Here is a 20,207-nt window from a genome sequence, read left to right as displayed (position 1 = left end):
CCCCATTATTTGTGTTCAAAATATTATGTCTTATTGAACATTTACTGTGACATTGTCTATATAGACTACTCCATTACAAGATGCCGCACCTCCACAGACCACTTCGATAAGCAATGAAATACCACCACTGACATCTGGTCCGATGGTCGTAGACAACGTATTTGTACTCCAAGTATTGGCGGTACTCACTGCGCCAAGGTTATGCAAGGTGGCGGGATCCCCATTGGTGGTCTCGGAGAACAAGAATGCATTGATCACAGCACCATCTACAAGAGCTTCAGCCCTAGAATCGAAGGTAACTTCTATGGTCTGTCCCGCAGATACCTGCCCTGCCGCGAACCGCTCTACTTTTATGCCTGGGTTATTTGTGGGTCCCGATGTTATCTTGGCGGAAAAACTACCTCCGTTCTGATCCTCGTTGGTAACTATCGCAGAGCCGCCATTGTCAAAGAATAGCCATCCGGTGGTATCTCCTGTTTCAAAGTCACCGTTGGTGATCAAACCACTTCCAGATCCAGAGCCGCCTGCGACTTGTTGTATGTCATCAAAATAATACACATCGCCATCACAGGTTGCATTTCTCTCGAAGTAAATGATCATGCTCTTAAAAGTTCCCGTGGTCACATCCGAAAAATCAAATGTCAATTCTTGCCATGCGCCCAATTGGGTGATACTGGCAACCCTATCTTGGGAGGGTTCTGTATCGGGGAAGGGTAGGCGTTCTAAACGCAAGGTCACGTCTGTTAGTTGTGTCTCTGCCAATACCTTCATTTTAAATATTTTATTAGAGATCACTGAAAAATCAAGCGCCGTTGCCAACTCGGTCCCTAGACCGGCAAATGTTTGACAACCATTGGTCTTTATGAACTGTTGTACGTTGCAGCTACCATTGACCGCATCGATCACCGGATTGGCCACAATACTGCCGGCAGTATTTCCAAAGGCATCAAAGGTGGTGGTGGCATCATTGGTCAAGAATGTCCAATTGATATCTCCTGCGGCAGGGTCGATATTCTCTGAACTTTCAGGGGTACAAGTTGGCGGTGGTGTTGCCGAAACTTGTTCGATATCGTCTACATAGAATGTGCCAGCGGCGGTACCTGGACCGTCAACAAAGATCACCATATCATTATACGATGCGGACGACGAGAAGACAAATGTCAATTCTTCCCAACCTGTTCCACCGTGATTCTGTGGGTTTTCGACCGGAGCCTCTGTCCCGTCCTCGAATTTTAGTAGAATTGGTAATGCTTGATCAGAATATAATTTCATCCTTACACCTTGTTCTGTTGCAAAATCGATGGGTGTGTCCAAATTAAAGAAGGCATTTTCCCAGTTAGCTCCAACATTGGTGATCTGTCCTACCTTTGTGGCTTCGCTGTTGATCCCTGACTGCTGAGGGTTGTCAACAACCATGAATGACACATTTCCTACAATTTTGGTGGTATAGTCGATACCTTCACAGTCAAAGTCTATCGGGATTTCCAATTGTGTGTCCGTACATGGAATATCTTCGGTAGCAATTTGCGATATATCGTCAATATAAAATGTACCAGGCGTTGTTCCAGGACCATCGACAAACAGGGTGAATCTAGTGTAGGACTCAGATGAGTCAAAAGTGAAATAGATCTCTTCCCATCCAGTTCCGCCATGGCTTGCGGTGGTCTCGGTATCGGCACCAGTTCCTTGTTCGAGCTTTAAGAGAACGTCTACTGGGGTATTGGACCAGAAATTTACCCTCACAGATTTTTGCTGGGAAAGATCCAGTGCGGTCCCTAGGTCAAAGAAGATACCTTCGAAGGAAGCCCCACTATTGGTGATAGCACCCACTTTTGAAGCGCTGGTATTTGAGCCTGATTGATCTGGATTGTCGACAATTTCAAAACTTGTTCCACCGAAGGTGGAAACGTCGTAATTGACGTTGACGTCGTCAAAATTGACTGGAAATCCTATTGGAAGTGGAATGTTGACGATAATTTCATCCTCAAAGCTACTGGAAGCTCCAGCAGCATTTTCGGCAGTCAGTGTCACGGTATAGTTGCCAGTATCATAACTTTTTATTGGATTGATTTCTGTGGAAGAGGTCCCATCTCCAAAGTTCCAGACATAGCTATCCGCATTAGAGGATAAGTTGAGAAACGCTACGGTACCCGTATCTGCATTCAATGTAAAGGCAAAGGCGGCTTCGATTCGCGGTAGATTTGCATCATCATCATCTTCACAACCCAAAAAGGAAAGGGCCAGTAAGAAGAGGCAAAGTATTTTAGTTTTTTCGATCAATTGCTTCATGATTTCTTATGAGTTAATTTAGTTTTGTTGTTATTATCGATACACGCGTACGTAATCTACGACCATGGTCTGCGGAAAAACGGTTTCGGCATTAGGAGGTCCATCAAAAACGCCTCCTACCGCAAGATTGAGTAGGATATAGAAAGAACCGTTGTCAAATACCCACTCTCCTGTCACATCTTCGGGAGTTATGGTGTTGTAGAGCACATCGTCCACATAGAAGTTGATATTGCCAGGGCTCCATTCTATGCCATAAATGTGAAACTTGGTATCTACGCGTTCATTTTCAAAATCATATTTTTTAGTGATCGCTAGACCAGCGTTGTACCCTGGCCCGTGAACGGCACTACTTACTACTGTAGGACTTGCTCCAGCATTCTCCATCACATCGATTTCGCCACATTGGGGCCAGCCTACTTCATCTATATTGGATCCTAGTAACCAAAAAGCTGGCCAATATCCCTTTCCATAGGGTAACCGAATGCGTGCTTCAAAACGTCCGTATTGTTGTTCGAACAAACCTTTGGTCAAAATTCGTGCAGAGGTATAATTGGAACCTTCAAAAGATTCTTCCTTTGCGGTGATTAGAAGAAATCCGTTTTGAACCCGAATATTCTCAGGACGATCAGTGTAGTATTGTAGTTCTTGATTGCCCCAACCGTCATTATTTGGACCTCTTCCTATGTCGTAGTTCCAAAGGGAGGGGTTTGGCGCTCCTTCAGTATCAAACTCATCGGCCATGATCAGGGTATTGAAGGTGGTGACAGTCTGTGACTCGTCCGTCTCGCAGCCCAACAAGCCTAGGAACATAAACAGGAAAAACGGTTGGTGCAAGAAGGTCTTTATGTTGTCATACTTAAATGAATTGTTCATATCTCTTGGATTTTATTATTCTTTGTATAGGTAGATATTGTCTACGAGTATGGACGAGACATTGCTTGAGACAAAGCTTATCTGTGCCAGATTACTTGTGCTGCTAAGCCCCGAGAATCCACCTCCTGTGCCATTGGTAAAGCTATTAAGAGGAATCTCAACCGTGATCCATTGATCGGCTATCAAGGTAGAACTGTCAATAGGCGCAGCTCCTCCGGCGGAGTCGTCACTGCCCGGACCACCAAAAACACCATCTGCACCAAAATCTCCTAGCTCAATAACGATGGCATCTCCACCTTGAACGGGTTCTTCTACTTTGATATTCACATGTAAATGTGTCATTTCGGAAGCATCTACAGTTGGATTGCTGAATTGGGTGGTGACAAAATTTAGGTTGGTATAACGCAATACATTATCTCCGGCAACATCGATAGCGCCACCAAGGGTAGTTTGACCGCCAAAAAAGCCATTGAAGAAATCAACATTGATATTTTGATATGCATCACTGAATACGGAGATCACGTTGTTGGGATCACGCTGAGGTACCGGAGCGGAGTCGAAAGGCCCTACAACATTGAGCGCAAGAGAACCCGACGCAGCCACGTTAGCTAGTGTAGCAGAGATCGTGGCTTCTCCTGTATCGACAACCGTTACAACGCCCAACTCACTGACCCTTGCAACTTCTATATCACTAGATTCAAAATTGAAATAGGAAGGTTTCGCTGTTACAGTGACATTCTGGCCAGATGCGGTGTTGAATGTTTGCGTGAGGCCTGCCAATTCAATGGTGATATCAAGAAATGTATCTTCAATGATGTCTGCACCGAAGAGAATTTTCGGCTGAGGTTGCGCCAAAGTGCCAAGCTTCTCAAATTTCACTTCGTCCAACCAAAATGTATAACCTGTTTCTTGTCCTACAGGACCTACGCCCCCGGCAGCATACCAAAGCATGCCACGTTCTTCTACAAGTTTTGAAGGGTCGGGTATGGGAATCACGTATTTCGCCCAGTTCGTACCTAGACTTATGTTATTTCTAGTTACTTGATATTTATTTTCTAAAAAGTCTTGTCCAAATCCGATCTCACCTATAGTAACTCCCTGAGAAGCTTTGGCCCAAAAGGTCAAGGCATCAAAACCGGTCAGGTTTCTTCCCGCGCCATCTATTCTGAAGATTGCCCCGGCGAAGTTCCCTTCGGGATCATTGGCATTGGGAACGTCTATTCGTATCGATGCACTGCTTTGATAACCTTCGGACTCATCGACAGAAAAAGCGGTTGCTTTAGAACCCAGAAAGGGAAAGTAAAAGTCGCTGCCCAAACCAACGGGAGCATCTGTAAAGATGTCGCCTGTCTTTGGGAATGTCGCGAATACGGCTTCGTCGGACAGCTCTCGTTCACAACTGATTGCTGTTAGGACGACCACCCCTAAGGTCAACACTATTTTCAAGTTAGGGTATTTCATACTTTTTATCTTTATAATATTATTTTCCAATATTGATGTGTACATAGGTTCTGATCTCCCATTCTTGCCCGTTGTCAAACCCTACAGGACTTAAGACGGGTACAGGGGGAAAGGTGTTTTCCGGTACGGCGGTAGGGGCATATCTCGGCGAGAATTCATTCAGTGAACGCCACGTGCCGCGTATTCCAATTCTAGTCTCGGGGAGAATAAACCAATCTGGTTTGCTGATCGAATACGAGATGTCTAACATCTGTTGCACTGGGAATGTCAGGTTAAAGTCTCTATGATAATCATAAGGCCCCCAATCATTTACTTTAAACTCATGTTGAAACATCCATTTTTTGTGAATTACCCGGATGTTTCCACCAAAACGATCAATGGTTCTGTCACTATCGCCATTAGCTTGTGCTGTCCCACCATAAAGACTCGCTATAAGGCCTAGATCCGGTCCAACCTTAGAAACGATACGTGAGTTTATTTCCCAAAGATCTTGGGCAGGGGCTGCATCTGGGAATGCAAAGAACTGACGATTGGCCAAGAAGCCAATATGTGCATCTTGGGCAGTAGGTTGATGGCGATATACAAAACCTAAGTTGAAGGCAAATTTGGCGTCCTCGGCACGATCATTGTCCCATTGATAGAACCACGTTCCGGGAGTCGGGTCGAAAGTAAATAGGATTTCACCAGCAGTCATTTCTCTATTACCTCTTACTGCGAAAGGGTCATCTATAAAATTTCGTAATCGTCCAGGGGCATTAACATCCCTTGGCATAGCGGCTACCAATGGTTTTTGCCAAAGGAAGTTCGGTGCTATCTGTACATTTCCAATACTATAAGTGAAACCCGTTAAGAGGTTCGACTGATTACCACTGCCACTATCTTTGAGTCTCCAACCTGTGAAGAGCTGCGTTGGGTCGGCGCCACCATTGGCTACCAAGCCCATAATGGCTCCTTGTGCATACCAATTGAACTTTCCACCTTCGTAGGTGATCCTTGCTTTTCCGCCCCAGTTATCGTCAGCGTTAATCTTATCTTCATAAACGACATAATTGCCGGGTCCGCCAGTAACGTCTTGAAAGGAGCTTCCATTAAGTGGACTGCCGCCCCAGATACCGCCAAGCATGATGCCAAATTTGCCAAAATCTCGCTCTACTACGACTGTGGCTCTTTCGGTAGGCCATGGGGGAATTACACCACTGCGTACTTGGTTTGGATCTAGTATGCGGCGTCCATTCTCATCAAATTCTAAATTAGTTTCAAAGTCTCTGTGATAGATACCGGTAAGATCCCATTTACCAAATCTTCTACCATATTTGAGGAGTGCCGTAGGGTTAGAGCCCCACCACAATTGCGGTCCAAAAGCAGCTTTTAGGCCATTGAGCTTTCCTCTTCCGTTAACTTCCATTCCAAGGATCTCTCCGTTGTAAATATCTAGATTAGGACCGTAATTTGCCTCTGGGTATAGATTAAAGAAGTCGCCCTCATATCCCCAGTGATAGTGTCCGGTTCTATAAAAACCTTTGACCTCTGCTAGCTTAGTTTCCCAGCTGAATTCGGCATTGTACACACGAACCCTGTTAAAGTCATCGAGCACTACCGTCTCTCCCTCATTGCTCTCAGCACCTTCTACAGAAACGGCCCTTCCGACATTCTCGTAGAAGATCTCATTTATTGGGTTTTCGGCAACATTGCCTAAAATGTTAAAGTTAACATTGGCTCTCATATTCGCAGAGGGTTGCCCTTCGACACCTATATAATAAGATTCCATATGGTCAAAGCCTGTTTCATCTGGAAATACGTTGGTGCTTGGATCTTCATTCTCTGGGGTAGTTAAAAGTTTTCCGCCAGTATGAAAGCTTGTGAATTCTGCCCTAAGGGTTGATAAACGAATTTTACCTCCCCGTTCAGCTTTAAGTGCAGCTTGATCTCCACGAGCTTTAAGAACTGCGTCCATCAAATTGATGTTATCAAAATAGTTGTTCAGAAACTCTGACGTCATGCCTTCGGCATACGGGTCCAGCAGATGTGCTTGTTTAATGGCATAATATGCAGCGCGAGGATATAGCTGGTACAAGCCTCTTTCGTTTGTCGGTCCCTTGGCACAGATGCCAAACCATTCTTCATTCATGTTTTTATCACCAGGCTTGGCCTGATCTCTAGGATATCCGTTATTTGCCCATGTGGCTGTGTTGTTATGTATATCAAGATCTTCAGTTTGTTTATACTTCCACCAGCCATCACTGAATTGAAAGGTAAAACCACCTATAGAGTTTCCAGCCTTGCCCAAACCGGCAGCATTGGCATAGATATCTTTCCAGTTCCCTAGGTCATAGTAGGCTTGAGTGTATTGGTCTTCTTGATTGTCTCTAGCGTTAAATGCATCAGCACCGAATTCGGCAAAGAGTATTGGCATATTCAACTCATCTTTCACTCTTTGAAAGGCATCACCAAATGATACTCCTCGATACATGTTGGTTCCATAGATATCAATATCTGTACATTCTTCTTTGACGATGTCTAAGTAGAGCAAATCACCATTACAGATGGCGACTGGGTGCGATCGGTCAATTTTTTTCACTTCCAGAGAAGCGTCGTTAAGAGCTTTATAGAGTGCTCTGGCCGCTCCTATCTTTCCGGGTTCGGTGGCGCCATCTATTGGGATGTCTTCTGTCTCAGCGGAGGTCCAAGAAAGATGATAGTTATTTTCGTTACCAATCATATACAGCAATAAGCCGGGAGTACTCTTATAGGTATGCGCCATTACCTTTGCTTCGGCCATTAAGATTTCTCTAGTTGCGGAATCAGCATAATTGGTGTTTGGGACCCAAGCGCCATTGATGGTGAGTCCATAGGCACCAAAAGTGATATTCAGCATCGTGTAGATGCCGTAGTTCTTGTAGATGTAAGCAATCCATTTAGGCGGGAGGTTGTAGGTTCGGATGGCATTGACCCCCATGTTCCTTAATAGCGACATTTCGGAATCGAGCGCTGCTCGAATAATGTCATCCGATTCTCTCCATATTCCTGGGTCGGTTATCGTTGTACCTATAGGAACATAATCCCAATTCACTCCATTGATCATGACATCCTTACCATCGATCTGCAATGTCATTCCCTTGGCACCCTTAGAAATCGTCACCTGCTGTGCTTGAGAGAATGCTCCGATAGTAAATAGGAAGAGTACACATTTAAGAAAATAGTTCTTCATAGTATTTAGTGTTAGTTTGGTCTATGTTGCGATAGGCAGAAGAGGTCGCCATTGCTCAGGTGATTGGGGGGAAGTTTAAAATTACGACTTGAATTTGAAGGAATCGCAAAAAACACCTATACAAATTATATACAATGCAAAGAAAAGTTATTGAAAATCATAAAAACGCAGTAACATTGAGTTTTAAATGAATTATCACCAATGAAATAATAGTTCGTTGTTGATATATTTTAGTAGATATTTTCTTAGATGTTGAGGGATCGTATAGTTATTGTTGAGGTATTTGAAGTTTAAAAATCGATGAATGATACTATTTTAGCATATCGATTTTTATTTTCAACTAGCGAGATAGACCAAAAGTTTGATTTCTCTTTATAGGAATCGTTATATTTTTAAAAAATGGATACAGTCCAGAGCATATTTGTTAATAATATAACATCGCCATCGCAAACGCGTAGAAATGGATGAAACTGATTTAGAATTTCTTAATTTTAACATCTTATGAAGAAACATTCACTTTTTACCGTCCTCGTCGCAACATTGATTGCTTGCACTAATTCGCAAAACCAAGACCACATGACTAATACATCTGAGATTGATAAGAAAGTAGACTCCCTTTTATCACTAATGACCTTAGAGGAGAAGATAGGCCAAATGAACCAGTATAATGGTTTCTGGAATGTGACAGGGCCAACACCTAAGGAAGGTGATGCGGCAGAAAAATATGAGGACCTTCGACAGGGTAAGGTTGGTTCTATGCTCAATGTTCGTGGGGTGGAACAAGTAAAGGCAGTGCAAAAGATCGCTGTTGAGGAGACACGTTTAGGAATTCCGTTGATCATTGGTTTTGATGTGATCCATGGATATAAGACCCTAAGCCCAATACCTTTGGCCGAAGCAGCAAGTTGGGACATGGACGCGATAAAGAGGTCTGCAGAGGTAGCGGCCGCGGAAGCTAGTGCGAGTGGAATTAATTGGACATTTGCCCCGATGGTCGATATTTCGAGAGATGCTCGTTGGGGTCGTGTTATGGAAGGTGGGGGCGAAGACCCATATCTGGGAAGTAAAATTGCCATAGCAAGAGTACAAGGATTTCAGGGTGAGGACCTCGCAGCCAACAATACCATTGCGGCATGTGCCAAGCATTTTGCCGGATATGGCTGGGCCGAAGCAGGAAGAGAATATAATACGGTAGATATGAGTGAGACCCTTCTGAGAAATACCATTTTTCCTCCCTTTAAAGCTGCGGTGAATGCCAATGTTAAGACCTTCATGAATTCTTTTAACGAACTCAATGGGATTCCTGCCACGGGAAGCAGCTACTTGCAAAGAGATATCCTGAAAGAGGAATGGGAATTTGATGGCTTCGTAGTTTCTGATTGGGCCTCTATTGCCGAGATGGTTCCTCACGGATATGCTAAGGATACCATTCAGGCGGCTGCTTTTGCAGCCAACGCAGGTTCCGACATGGATATGGAATCTTATGCTTATGTACATCATCTTAAAAAATTGGTGGAAGAAGGACAGGTTGATGAATCGCTTATAGATGATGCCGTAAGACGAATCTTGAAGGTGAAATTTGAGCTAGGCCTGTTCGATGATCCCTATCGTTATTGCGATGAGATGAGAGAGAAAGAGGTGATAGGTAGTAAAGAAAATCACGAGGCAGTCTTGGACATGGCAAAAAAATCCATTGTTCTATTAAAAAATGACCAAAATTTGCTCCCACTTAGAAAGGAGGGACAGCGAATCGCACTCATCGGGCCATTGGCAGCGGATAAAAATAGCCCTTTGGGTAGTTGGCGAATTGCTGCCGAGGACAATTCGGCGGTTTCGGTCTTAGAAGGGATGAAGAGCATTTCTAATAGCGTAACCTACTCCGAAGGTTGCAGATTGCTTGCAGGGGAGGCAGATTTTGTGTGGGAAACAGCGATCAACACTACAGACAAAAGTGGTTTTGATGCGGCAAAGGATCTTGCGCGAAGTGCCGAGGTGGTCGTGATGGTCTTGGGCGAATATAGTTTCCAGAGTGGCGAAGGAAGAAGTCGCTCCAATATCGATTTGCCCGGTGTTCAGCAAGAATTGCTTGAAGAAATATACAAAGTGAATCAAAATATAGTCCTTGTTCTGATGAATGGCCGTCCCTTGGCGGTGGAGTGGGCGGCAGAGCACGTTCCTGCGGTCGTAGAAGCTTGGCATTTGGGTTCACAGAGTGGAAATGCCATTGCCCAAGTGCTCTTTGGTGAGTATAACCCAAGCGGAAAGTTACCAATGACATTTCCGAGGAATGTCGGGCAAATTCCAATTTATTACAGTCAGAAAAATACAGGAAGACCCGCTCCTGTAGCACCTAATCAGGTATTTTGGTCACACTATATCGATGTTGATAATTCTCCGCTATATCCGTTTGGCCATGGATTGAGCTATACCACTTTCGAGTACTCCAATCTGCAATTAGATGATAACTCCTTTGGGAAAGGTGGTAGCATAAAGGTTTCAGTCGATGTTTCCAATACGGGCCAACGCAAAGGCAAAGAAGTGGTGCAACTTTACATTAGAGACCTTTTTGCGAGTGTTACACGACCTGTCAGGGAATTAAAGGGCTTTGAGCAAGTGGCGCTGCAACCAGGAGAAACTAAAACGGTACAATTCATCATCGATGAAGAGATGATACAGTTCTATACCGCAAATAAAAAGTGGGAAGCCGAGGCCGGTGATTTCAAACTGTTCATTGGAGGCAGCTCGGTAACTTCGCTCGAAGCAGCATTTGCCTATACTGATAAGTGACAAACTGAAACACACATAAACTCGCGTTTCTTCAATAACAATTTACACCGAAAAAGTGAGCTTGATCGGGACATCGTGCTGGTAACTTTGTAATAGCCTTGTCACTTAAATTTCATAACTTGCTCATGATAAATTATATGTTATGGTAGTAAGACTATTTCTCACCTTTTGTTTGGTATTATTCAAAACGTATGGCCAAAAGGACCTCGTCAAGATCGTCGAAGAAAAGAAAGCCAACAAGATTCTCTTTTATGCGGTGAACGAATCGGAAACCGATTACGATGCCAAGATCCTCGTCAAGGGTACCAACATCAAACAGAGTTTGGCGAAGCCTAGATTCATTAGAGTCCCATCGGCAACAAAAGTATTGATGAAGAGCATCATCGTGATGCGTGGTAAAACACCGTCTTACACCTATGACCTAGAACTGAATGAAGAGCTTTCTAAAAGGTCCTTGCGAAAACCGGCACAAAAGATTATTATCTATAAGACACCAAAAAAGCCGATCACTATATATGTCACAGAGAATTGTAAGACCTGTGATAGCATCATCAATCCTTTGGATCGGGAGCATTATATTTTTACGAGCTATAACCTCAAAGAAAAACCAGAGGTAAAGGAACAACTCGTCAAAAGTTTTGGGAATCGGGTTCCTTTGGATACCATGGAGAATCCGGTGGTTATTTTAGGAGGAATTCTATATACCGATATAGACAGCTTTGACAAGTTATTGGAAACACTTAATAAGCAAGAGTAAGGGCTCATTTAAGAGGGAAAGTTGTATCTTAATGCAGCCAAAACCTTTTATTATGAGACTTTTAGTTGCTTTCTATAGCTTTGCTTTCTTCTTCAGTAGCACGACCGGCATTTCGCAAAAGATCTCAGAAACACATATTGCCTGGGACACTTGGGGTGTTCCTCACATTTATTCAAACAGTATAGACGAACTGTTTTATGCTCAGGGTTGGGCTCAGATGCACAACCATGCCAACCTCATATTAGAACTCTACGGAAGTTCTCGTGGAAGGGCTGCTGAGTATTGGGGAGCTGTAAATCTTTCTAATGATATCTTGATACATACCTTAGGATTCGAACAATTAGCCTCCAATTGGGCAAAAATGCAAGACCCTGAACTGAAGAGGATCTATGAGGCTTTCATCAAAGGGATGAACGCATACGTGAGTGCGCATCCCGATGCGGTTACAGAAAAGAACAGACAGGTATTACCCATTACGACAAAGGATGTTAACATGCACGCGATGTATGTGATCTTCACACGCTTCATCGCTGGAAACGACCTAGGAAGAGTTCAGCAGTGGCCAGACATGGGGTCCAATACCTATGCCATTTCCCCCAAGAGGTCGGCCTCTAATAATGCGATGCTTGTCCAAAATCCGCATCTACCCTGGTGGCGCGAGTTTTTGTTTTTCGAATCACATTTGAACATCCAAGGTAAAAACCTATATGGGACCACCTTGGTCGGTTTCCCTGGGATCGCCATTGGCTTTAATGATCACCTCGGGTGGAGTCACACCGATAATACGATCGACAATGCCGACACCTATGAATTAGAATTGAAAGATGATGGATATCTACTAGACGGTAAATTGAAACAATTTGTGAAACGGTCAAGGACTCTCAAGGTTAGACAGGATGATGGCTCATTGGTTGAAAAGAAACTTGATCTCTATGAGACGGTACATGGCCCAGTGGTGAATATAGCAAACGGAAAGGCATTGGCCCTGCGAATGGTTGGTATCGATAGACCCAACGCCTTTTTGCAATGGTGGCGAATGATCAACAGCAATAACTTTGAGGAATTTGAATCCGCTCTGAAAATGGCTGAGATCCCTTTTTGGAATGTAATGTATGCCGATAAAAAAGGAACCATCTTCTATTTGTTCAATGGATTGGTTCCCAAACGGGGCTCAGGAGATTGGGACTACTGGAATCGAATAATTCCCGGAGGACGATCTGCTGATATCTGGAACGAAATACACCCGTATAGTGAGTTGCCTAAAATAAAAGATCCGGAAACAGGCTGGTTGCAGAATGCGAACGATCCTCCGTGGACCAGTACGATACCCATCATGCTAAAACCTGATGATTATCCTGCATATATGGCGCCACAAAAAATGGGGTTTCGTCCGCAGCGATCGGCAAGAATGCTTTTAGAGGATAAAAATATCACTTTTGAAGAGTTGGTAGCGTATAAGCTTTCTACAAAACTAGAGTTTGCAGATAGAATTTTAGATGATCTAGGGCAGGCCGTTGAAAACTCCAATTCTGAGAAAGCCAAGAAAGGAATCGAAGTTTTGAAGCGTTGGGACCGAAAAGCTGATGCAGGCAGTAAGGGGATGTTGCTATTCTTTGATTGGGCGAGAAAATTCAATGTATGGAACCCTTCCAATTACAAGATACCATGGAGCATGAAAAATGTTCAAACCACCCCCGATGGCATATTAGACCCTGCCAGGGCCGTGAACTTATTGGAGCAATCGGTAGTCGAAATTGAGAAAAAATATGGAACTCTCGAAGTGCCTTGGGGAGAATATTATCGAATCAACTATAACGGGAAGGACCTGCCCGCCAATGGGGTCGATGGTTCTTTAGGTGTTTTCCGAGTAGCGTGGCCTGCAGACGCTGATGACGACCACCTGTACGTTGGTGGTGGAGATTCTTGGGTTGGAGTCATAGAATTTGGTGAGCAGGTCAGGGCAAAGGTCTTACTTAGCTATGGTAATGCCACTCAAAAGGATTCGCCACATTATGGCGACCAACTCGATCTATTTTCGAAAAAGGAGATGCGAGATGCTTGGATCACAAAAGCCGATGTGGAGGCAAATACAGTGAGAGTAGAGACCCTCACCGAAAATGGCTTCAATAATAATAATGTTGGAAAGAATTGAATATTCCGAATTTTTCTGCTGTATTTTTTTAGGATTCACCATAGACACCTTTTTCTCTTGGCTGTGACTTACGATTCTTTGCTTAAATTTGCAGCCGCAATCACGCTGTTCAATGGAAGAGAAGCAACAAATTAGGATCAATAAATATCTTAGCGAGGTAGGATTTTGCTCTCGTAGGGCGGCCGATAAACTCATCGATCAAGGACGGGTTACGATCAACGGGGTTGTTCCCGAAATGGGCACTAAAATTTCGGCTGGAGATGAGGTAAGGGTAGATGGAAAGCTAGTGGCTTCTCCTCAAGAGGCGCATACGTATATTGCATTTAATAAGCCTGTTGGAATAGTTTGTACCACCGATACACGAGTAGAAAAAGACAATATCATCGACTACATCAACTACCCAAAGCGTATTTTTCCAATAGGACGTTTAGATAAGCCCAGTGAGGGTTTGATCTTTCTGACGAGCGATGGGGACATCGTCAACAAGATATTAAGGGCGAGGAATAATCACGAAAAGGAATATATCGTTACCGTAAACAAACCGATCACAAAGGAATTTATTGAGAAAATGGGCAATGGGGTTCCTATTTTAGACACGGTAACCCGCAAGTGTCATGTTGAAAGGATAAATAAGTTTGTCTTCAAGATCATTCTAACTCAAGGGCTAAATAGACAAATAAGGCGGATGTGCGAATATCTTGGATATGAGGTGCTAAAATTGAAGCGTATTCGTATAATGAATGTCACTTTAGACATTCCAGAAGGGCAGTGGCGGCATCTTACCGAGAAAGAACTGGAAGGGATCAACCGCCTAGCAGCAAATTCTTCAAAGACCCACCACTAGAAACATATCAATCTATCGTATCTGTTAGTTCTTCGCGCTGCTTTTTAAGCTGCGAAAGCATTTCTCTAGAAATATCATCTAATTCGTATTGATGTTCCCATCCCCAATCATCCCTTGCCAAGCTGTCATCAATGCTCTTTGGCCAAGAATCGGCAATTTTCTGTCTAAAGTCCGGACGATAGGTGATAGTGAAATTTGGAAGTTCCCGCTTGATCGAGGCCGCTATTTCCTTTGGCGAAAAGCTAATTCCACCCAGATTATAGGATGATCGTACCCTGATCTCGTCTTTAGGCGCCTCCATAATGCTAATGGTGGCATTGATCGCATCCTCCATAAACATCATCGGAAGATAGGTGTCTTCAGAAAGAAAACATTCGTAAGTGCCATCCTCTAGCGCTTTATGATAGATCTCTACGGCATAATCCGTGGTCCCACCACCAGGTAAGGTCTTCCAGCTGATCAACCCGGGATATCGAATGCTACGTACATCTACCCCATGCGTACGATAAAAGTATTCGCACCATCGTTCACCGGCCAATTTACTAATGCCATAGACTGTGGTAGGTTCCATGATAGTCGTCTGCGGAGTATTATCTTTTGGTGTGGTTGGGCCAAATACTGCAATAGAACTGGGCCAGAACACTTTTTTTATTTTTCCCTCTCTCGCAAGATCGAGTACGTGTGAGAGAGAATTCATATTCAATTCCCATGCCTTCTGGGGATGCTTTTCTGCGGTCGCAGATAGCATCGCTGCCATCAAGTAGACCTCGCTAATGTTGTATTTGTCAACGCAATTGGAAAGTGCCTCTTTATTGGTTGCGTCAATGATTTCGAAAGGGCCAGAACTCATAAGGTCGACATCTCCCTCACGAATATCGCTCGCTACAACGGTATCTTCACCTTTACGCGCACGCAGCGCCAGGGTGAGTTCAGTACCGATCTGACCGCAGGCGCCGATGATGAGTGTTCTAGAGGTCATTTATAAATATAACAGTGTTTTTATTACATTTTTTCGACTCAAACGATGCTATTCGATTATTTTGAATCAATGATAAAATTACGATATTCTTTATTTTTAGATAAGGTTTTTTATAATATTTGAATGTGAATCATGTTGATGTGATAAAAAATGAGATATTTTTACTTTTACAGCCTAAGACTTGCTAGATGCTAAACGAATAATGAAACAACTAAAGCACTATCTTTGTGTGATACCTTCTTTTTTTGATGAGATATATTTATTGTGTTATAGTGATTATTGCTTTTGTTTTCTCGGCTTGTGTAGGATCTTCAAACAAGGGAGAAAATAACGATGAACAGCAAAAAGATTCATTGATGGTCGATCAGACCCCGTTGATAAAGGTCGAAAGTGCCCCTAAGGTCATCGAATTGAACTCGAGAGCAAAAAAAGAGATACGTACTTGGGCTTCCTTCAATAGTTTAAACTCAAAGGTCGAGCAAATGCCATCGGTAAGTCGCTATAGACTCTACACCTTTACAGAAGAGTTAGATGTATTGTATGAAGAGCTCTTTGAACAGGAGTTTCCTGAGAAGTTCAATGTTCCGCCGGTAAAAAGTAGATTATTAGTATTTAGAACCTTTATATTAAAGTTAAAGAGCAAGGCAGATGATCAGCGTTTTTCCGATGAAGAACTTACTCAAGGAATCGTAGAAATTGTCGAGGCATTTAACAATGTTAAAATTCAAGTCAACGAAATCTCGGAGAGTGACTTGGATGATGACGAAATGATCAATTTTCCATAATTATAGTCATGATGAAAACCACTATTCTAGCGATCACCATGTTTGTCGCTTTTGGAACTTCTTTCTGTCAAGCACAAAATACCTTTGTGGAAGAAGAAAAGGTCAGTACGGTATTGGACGCATGGCATAAGGCCGCTGCCGAGGCAAACTTTGAAGAGTACTTTGGCCACATGACCGAAGATGCGATTTTCATAGGCACTGACGCTACCGAGAATTGGACCTTCGCGGAATTCAAGAAATTTTCAAAACCTTATTTTGATAAAGGAAAAGCTTGGAGCTTTTCGGCGGTAGAACGCCATATATTCTTTGCAGACAATGGCAAAATAGCCTGGTTTGACGAGCTGCTAGATACTCAAATGAAATTGTGTCGAGGATCTGGTGTTTTGGAATTGCAAAAAGGTGGGGATTGGAAAATAGTACATTACGTACTTTCTCTAGCTATTCCGAATGAAAATGTTGAACAAATTGTTGGTTTAAAATCAACAAAAGACAGTATTTTGACAAAAATGTTAAAAGAAAAGCAATAACATCGATTTTTTTTTGAAGAATTATCACAAAGGTCTATTTTTGAGAATTTTAAAACCATCACTATGAAAATTCTTACAATAACCATGACCTTTTGCTTTTGTGTGGTCGCATCTGCACAATTCAATCGGAATGCTCCTTGGATGCACGACCTATCTACTGCTGATCGAGCGACCCAACCAACATTTCAGGAAATACAAGATGCATTTAATGCCTATTGGCAGGATAAGGATCCCGATGTTAAGGGAAGTGGTTACAAGCCTTTTAAACGATGGGAGTTTCACATGCAACACTCTGTCGGAGCAGACGGCAAACTTCCTACAGTTGAAGAGCAATGGCAAGCATGGGAGGATAAAAAGGCCTTGATAAATAGCAGTAGTAGGGCAGATCTAAGCAATTGGACGGCAATAGGACCATTTACCCATACAAATACAGGTTCTTGGTCTTCAGGACAGGGAAGAGTGAACGTGATAGCCGTGGACCCCTCTAACAGCAATACATATTATATCGGAGCTCCAGCTGGAGGTATTTGGAAATCGACCGATGCCGGAATAAATTGGACGTCTTTGACCGATGATCTCCCAAGAATTGGTGTTTCAGGAATTGCAATACATCCTACCAATTCTAATATAATTTATATTGCCACGGGTGATGATGATGCAGGCGACACGCCGAGTGTTGGCGTATGGAAATCAGTAGATGGAGGTGCCACTTGGAATCAAACAGGACTAGGACCAACCAACTCGCCAAGCAGAATGAATGAAGTATATATAAATCCTAGCAACACAGATATGTTATGGGTGGCCACCAATGATGGCGTATATCGCTCATTAGACGCTGGTGCGACTTGGACAGAAACACTCGCTGGAAATATCAGAGATCTAAAGATGAAGCCAGGAGATCCGTCTACCTTATATGCCGTGTCTTCAAGCCAATTCTTCACTTCCGCAGATTTTGGAGTTTCTTTTAAGGCAACAGGTTCTGGTTTACCCACAACTTCGGGTAGATTGGTCATCGATGTCACCAATGCACCGACCGCCGAAAACTATGTTTATGTTCTTAGTGCCAACACCGACAACACATTTCAGGGAATCTATCGTTCCACCAGCAGTGGTGCTTTTTTCACGCAAATGGCCAATACTGCAGATATTTTCGAAAGCAATCAGGCATGGTACGATCTTGCGCTTGCAGTCTCTGACAATGATCCCGATGAGATCTATGTAGGCTGTTTGAATGTGTGGAAATCTACAAATGGAGGAAATACCTTTTCAAAATTAAATAACTGGAATGCACCAAGTGCAGCTGCGTATACGCATGCCGATATTCATATGCTTCGATTCTTTAATGGGGTTCTCTATTGTGGAAGTGATGGTGGCATCTATAGAAGCAGCAACGGGGGAAGTAGTTTTTCGGATTTGACAGCTACGGCCGCCATCAGCCAATTTTATCGAATAGCTGTTTCAAAGAACAACTCAACAAAAATGGTTGGAGGACTTCAGGATAATGGAGGACATGCCCTCAACGGAACACAGTGGCAAAACTATTATGGTGCCGATGGAATGGATACCGCTATTTCTCCGAACGATGACAATATCTATTATGGCTTTACGCAGCGCGGAGGTTCGCTCAATATTTCTACCGATGCTGGGGCAAGTCGCGACAGTCAGGTGGGTGCGCCTTCAGGACAGACAGGGAACTGGGTGACGCCTCTCGTCATGAACCAGGATAACGAGTTGTATGCTGGCTATAACAATCTGTACCGATTAGATGGTGGTTCTTGGACGCAACTGGCATCTGCTGGCGCTCGCATAGACTATTTAAAAATAGACCCAACCGATGCCGATATCATGTATATCGCATTGGACAGAAACTTACGGAAAAGCACTAACAGAGGTGCTAGTTTTAGTAGCGTGTATACCTTCAGCACAAATATAAATTCTATTGAAGTTAGTAAGGCAAATAATGATATCCTTTATGTTACTACGGCTGGAACTTCTTCGGGAGGAGTCTACAAGTCGATCGACGGGGGAAATTCATTTACCAACATCACGAACAATCTGCCTAATGAGACCAAATATATTGTCGCCCATCAAGGATTTCATACGCAAAACCCCATTTATGTTGGAACATCCACTGGGGTATATCGTTTGGATGACTCTTCCGCAACATGGGAGCCCTTTGAAATAGGATTGCCAAATGTTCCAGTAAGAGATTTAGAAATCAATTTGGTGGATGGCAATATTACAGCCGCTACCTATGGTCGAGGCATCTGGCAATCGGCCATTCCTACCGAACCGGCACCAGGTATTGATATTGGTCTGGTCAGTGTGCAGAAACTTAATGAAGATAGTGTCGCTTGCGGATCTGTATCTCCAGAAGTTACCGTAGAAAACAATGGCACAAATACCTTAAGTTCGGCAACTATCATTTACACGGTCGATGGAAGTGACAACACCTACAATTGGACAGGATCCCTTGCTTCGGGAGCTTCGACCGTGATCCAACTTCCAGCGCTTGCCCTATCCAGAGGCGCGCATACCTTCAAGGTAGAAACAAGCACCACCAACGATACTTATCCTGATAACAACGTGTCATCAAGATTGACCTTCTATATAAATGATGAGGGTGCTGGACAGCAGCTTAATACTTTCGAAGGACCTTCCGACGAATTGGTCGCATATAATGAAGGTGGGACAAGCGCTTTATGGGAAAGAGGAATTCCCGCAGGCATAGTGCTTGGCGCTGCCGCTGCCGATGGAAATGCTTATGGAACAAATTTGGCTGGTGATCATCCAAATAATACCAAATCATACCTAGTTTCTCAATGTTATAATTTGGCAAGCATGCAAGACCCAGTGCTCAAATTCGATATGGCCTTCGAATTGGAGCTGGATTGGGACCTTGTTTATATGGAATATTCTACAGATGGTGGAGTTACTTGGAATCACCTAGGGAGTGCAAGCGACCCAAATTGGTATAACAGCAATACTCCAGAAGGATTCAATAATACATGCTTTAATTGCAAAGGAGCGCAATGGACAGGGACAGCAGCGACGAAAACAGCGTATAGTTATGACTTGGCGGCGCTAAACGCAGAGACTGATATTATATTTAGGTTCGTCTTTCACTCAGATCAGGCAGTAGTAGAAGAAGGTGTGGTCATTGACAATTTTGTGGTTGATGCTTCGGCCATACTCTCAAATGATACTTTTGAAAAATTACAAGTGGCCATTTATCCAATACCATCGAGAGATATCTTCAATATAAGATGGCGACAAGGTAGCGATGCACAATTTGAAGTATTCGATATAACTGGAAAGCGTATCAAGTCGTTTGCGATCGATCAAAATGATCAACTCTATACCTTGGACATGAGCGGTGCCGGCCCTGGAGTTTATTTGCTGAGCATTCAAACCGAAAATATCAAAGCCACCAGAAAACTGGTCGTAAAGTAAATGAGGCACCCGCATTATAAAAACATGTAAGAGCAGGCTAAATAGGCCTGCTCTTTTCTTAAAAATATGTTAATCAACTGCTATCTGTAACA

The 20,207-nt window shown here is 43.3% G+C and carries 12 protein-coding genes; 7 read left to right on the top strand and 5 right to left on the bottom strand.

Annotated elements, in window-relative coordinates:
- Nucleotides 1-30 precede the first annotated feature (30 nt).
- The 4 genes from ACFQ1M_RS11850 to ACFQ1M_RS11835 are packed head-to-tail and all read right to left on the bottom strand — an operon-like array spanning nucleotide 31 to nucleotide 7,831.
- A complete protein-coding gene (locus ACFQ1M_RS11850) occupies nucleotides 31-2,289 on the bottom strand; it encodes a carbohydrate binding domain-containing protein (protein ID WP_386408460.1) in 2,259 nt (752 codons plus the stop codon).
- A 33-nt stretch (nucleotides 2,290-2,322) separates the two neighbouring features.
- Complete coding sequence (locus ACFQ1M_RS11845) at nucleotides 2,323-3,162, bottom strand: glycoside hydrolase family 16 protein (protein WP_386408458.1); 840 nt, start codon at nucleotides 3,160-3,162, stop codon at nucleotides 2,323-2,325.
- A gap of 15 nt (nucleotides 3,163-3,177) precedes the next feature.
- Complete coding sequence (locus ACFQ1M_RS11840; RefSeq protein ID WP_386408456.1) at nucleotides 3,178-4,623, bottom strand: Ig-like domain-containing protein; 1,446 nt, start codon at nucleotides 4,621-4,623, stop codon at nucleotides 3,178-3,180.
- A 19-nt stretch (nucleotides 4,624-4,642) separates the two neighbouring features.
- Nucleotides 4,643-7,831, bottom strand: coding sequence for a glycoside hydrolase family 2 TIM barrel-domain containing protein (locus ACFQ1M_RS11835; RefSeq protein WP_386408454.1), 3,189 nt, complete (start codon nucleotides 7,829-7,831; stop codon nucleotides 4,643-4,645).
- A gap of 501 nt (nucleotides 7,832-8,332) precedes the next feature.
- Between ACFQ1M_RS11835 and bglX the strand changes: the two genes are divergently transcribed.
- The 4 genes from bglX to rluF all read left to right on the top strand — a co-directional run bounded on the left by bglX (nucleotide 8,333) and on the right by rluF (nucleotide 14,371).
- On the top strand, nucleotides 8,333-10,618 hold the full coding sequence (gene bglX, locus ACFQ1M_RS11830; RefSeq protein WP_386408452.1) for a beta-glucosidase BglX: 2,286 nt from the start codon (nucleotides 8,333-8,335) through the stop codon (nucleotides 10,616-10,618).
- 142 nt (nucleotides 10,619-10,760) lie between these two features.
- A complete protein-coding gene (locus ACFQ1M_RS11825) occupies nucleotides 10,761-11,375 on the top strand; it encodes a hypothetical protein (protein ID WP_386408450.1) in 615 nt (204 codons plus the stop codon).
- Between the two features lie 52 nt (nucleotides 11,376-11,427).
- Nucleotides 11,428-13,527 (top strand): acylase, encoded by a 2,100-nt coding sequence (locus ACFQ1M_RS11820; RefSeq protein ID WP_386408448.1) that lies wholly within the window; start codon nucleotides 11,428-11,430, stop codon nucleotides 13,525-13,527.
- Between the two features lie 112 nt (nucleotides 13,528-13,639).
- Entirely contained in the window at nucleotides 13,640-14,371 is a 732-nt protein-coding gene (gene rluF, locus ACFQ1M_RS11815; protein WP_386408446.1) for a 23S rRNA pseudouridine(2604) synthase RluF, read from the top strand.
- A 7-nt stretch (nucleotides 14,372-14,378) separates the two neighbouring features.
- Here rluF and ACFQ1M_RS11810 read toward each other — a convergent pair whose 3' ends face one another.
- Complete coding sequence (locus ACFQ1M_RS11810) at nucleotides 14,379-15,350, bottom strand: NAD-dependent epimerase/dehydratase family protein (RefSeq protein WP_386408444.1); 972 nt, start codon at nucleotides 15,348-15,350, stop codon at nucleotides 14,379-14,381.
- A gap of 356 nt (nucleotides 15,351-15,706) precedes the next feature.
- Here ACFQ1M_RS11810 and ACFQ1M_RS11805 point away from each other — a divergent pair, with 356 nt between their 5' ends.
- From ACFQ1M_RS11805 to ACFQ1M_RS11795, 3 genes are all read left to right on the top strand, one after another.
- Nucleotides 15,707-16,135 (top strand): hypothetical protein, encoded by a 429-nt coding sequence (locus tag ACFQ1M_RS11805; protein WP_386408442.1) that lies wholly within the window; start codon nucleotides 15,707-15,709, stop codon nucleotides 16,133-16,135.
- Nucleotides 16,136-16,146: 11 nt separating this feature from the next.
- Nucleotides 16,147-16,662 (top strand): nuclear transport factor 2 family protein, encoded by a 516-nt coding sequence (locus ACFQ1M_RS11800; RefSeq protein ID WP_386410843.1) that lies wholly within the window; start codon nucleotides 16,147-16,149, stop codon nucleotides 16,660-16,662.
- Nucleotides 16,663-16,725: 63 nt separating this feature from the next.
- Complete coding sequence (locus tag ACFQ1M_RS11795) at nucleotides 16,726-20,115, top strand: T9SS type A sorting domain-containing protein (RefSeq protein WP_386408440.1); 3,390 nt, start codon at nucleotides 16,726-16,728, stop codon at nucleotides 20,113-20,115.
- The last annotated feature ends 92 nt before the right edge of the window (nucleotides 20,116-20,207 follow it).

Origin of the sequence: Sungkyunkwania multivorans, from assembly GCF_042675645.1 — a bacterium.
Lineage (GTDB): Bacteria > Bacteroidota > Bacteroidia > Flavobacteriales > Flavobacteriaceae > Sungkyunkwania > Sungkyunkwania multivorans.
Note: the sequence above shows the minus strand (reverse complement) of the source record. Positions and strands in the feature narration are given on the sequence as shown.

Coding starts and splice junctions, on each gene's coding strand:
- ACFQ1M_RS11850 (WP_386408460.1), bottom strand. CDS start 2,289: ATGAAGCAATTGATCGAAAAAACTAAAATACTTTGCCTCTTCTTACTG.
- ACFQ1M_RS11845 (WP_386408458.1), bottom strand. CDS start 3,162: ATGAACAATTCATTTAAGTATGACAACATAAAGACCTTCTTGCACCAA.
- ACFQ1M_RS11840 (WP_386408456.1), bottom strand. CDS start 4,623: ATGAAATACCCTAACTTGAAAATAGTGTTGACCTTAGGGGTGGTCGTC.
- ACFQ1M_RS11835 (WP_386408454.1), bottom strand. CDS start 7,831: ATGAAGAACTATTTTCTTAAATGTGTACTCTTCCTATTTACTATCGGA.
- bglX (WP_386408452.1), top strand. CDS start 8,333: ATGAAGAAACATTCACTTTTTACCGTCCTCGTCGCAACATTGATTGCT.
- ACFQ1M_RS11825 (WP_386408450.1), top strand. CDS start 10,761: ATGGTAGTAAGACTATTTCTCACCTTTTGTTTGGTATTATTCAAAACG.
- ACFQ1M_RS11820 (WP_386408448.1), top strand. CDS start 11,428: ATGAGACTTTTAGTTGCTTTCTATAGCTTTGCTTTCTTCTTCAGTAGC.
- rluF (WP_386408446.1), top strand. CDS start 13,640: ATGGAAGAGAAGCAACAAATTAGGATCAATAAATATCTTAGCGAGGTA.
- ACFQ1M_RS11810 (WP_386408444.1), bottom strand. CDS start 15,350: ATGACCTCTAGAACACTCATCATCGGCGCCTGCGGTCAGATCGGTACT.
- ACFQ1M_RS11805 (WP_386408442.1), top strand. CDS start 15,707: ATGGTCGATCAGACCCCGTTGATAAAGGTCGAAAGTGCCCCTAAGGTC.
- ACFQ1M_RS11800 (WP_386410843.1), top strand. CDS start 16,147: ATGAAAACCACTATTCTAGCGATCACCATGTTTGTCGCTTTTGGAACT.
- ACFQ1M_RS11795 (WP_386408440.1), top strand. CDS start 16,726: ATGAAAATTCTTACAATAACCATGACCTTTTGCTTTTGTGTGGTCGCA.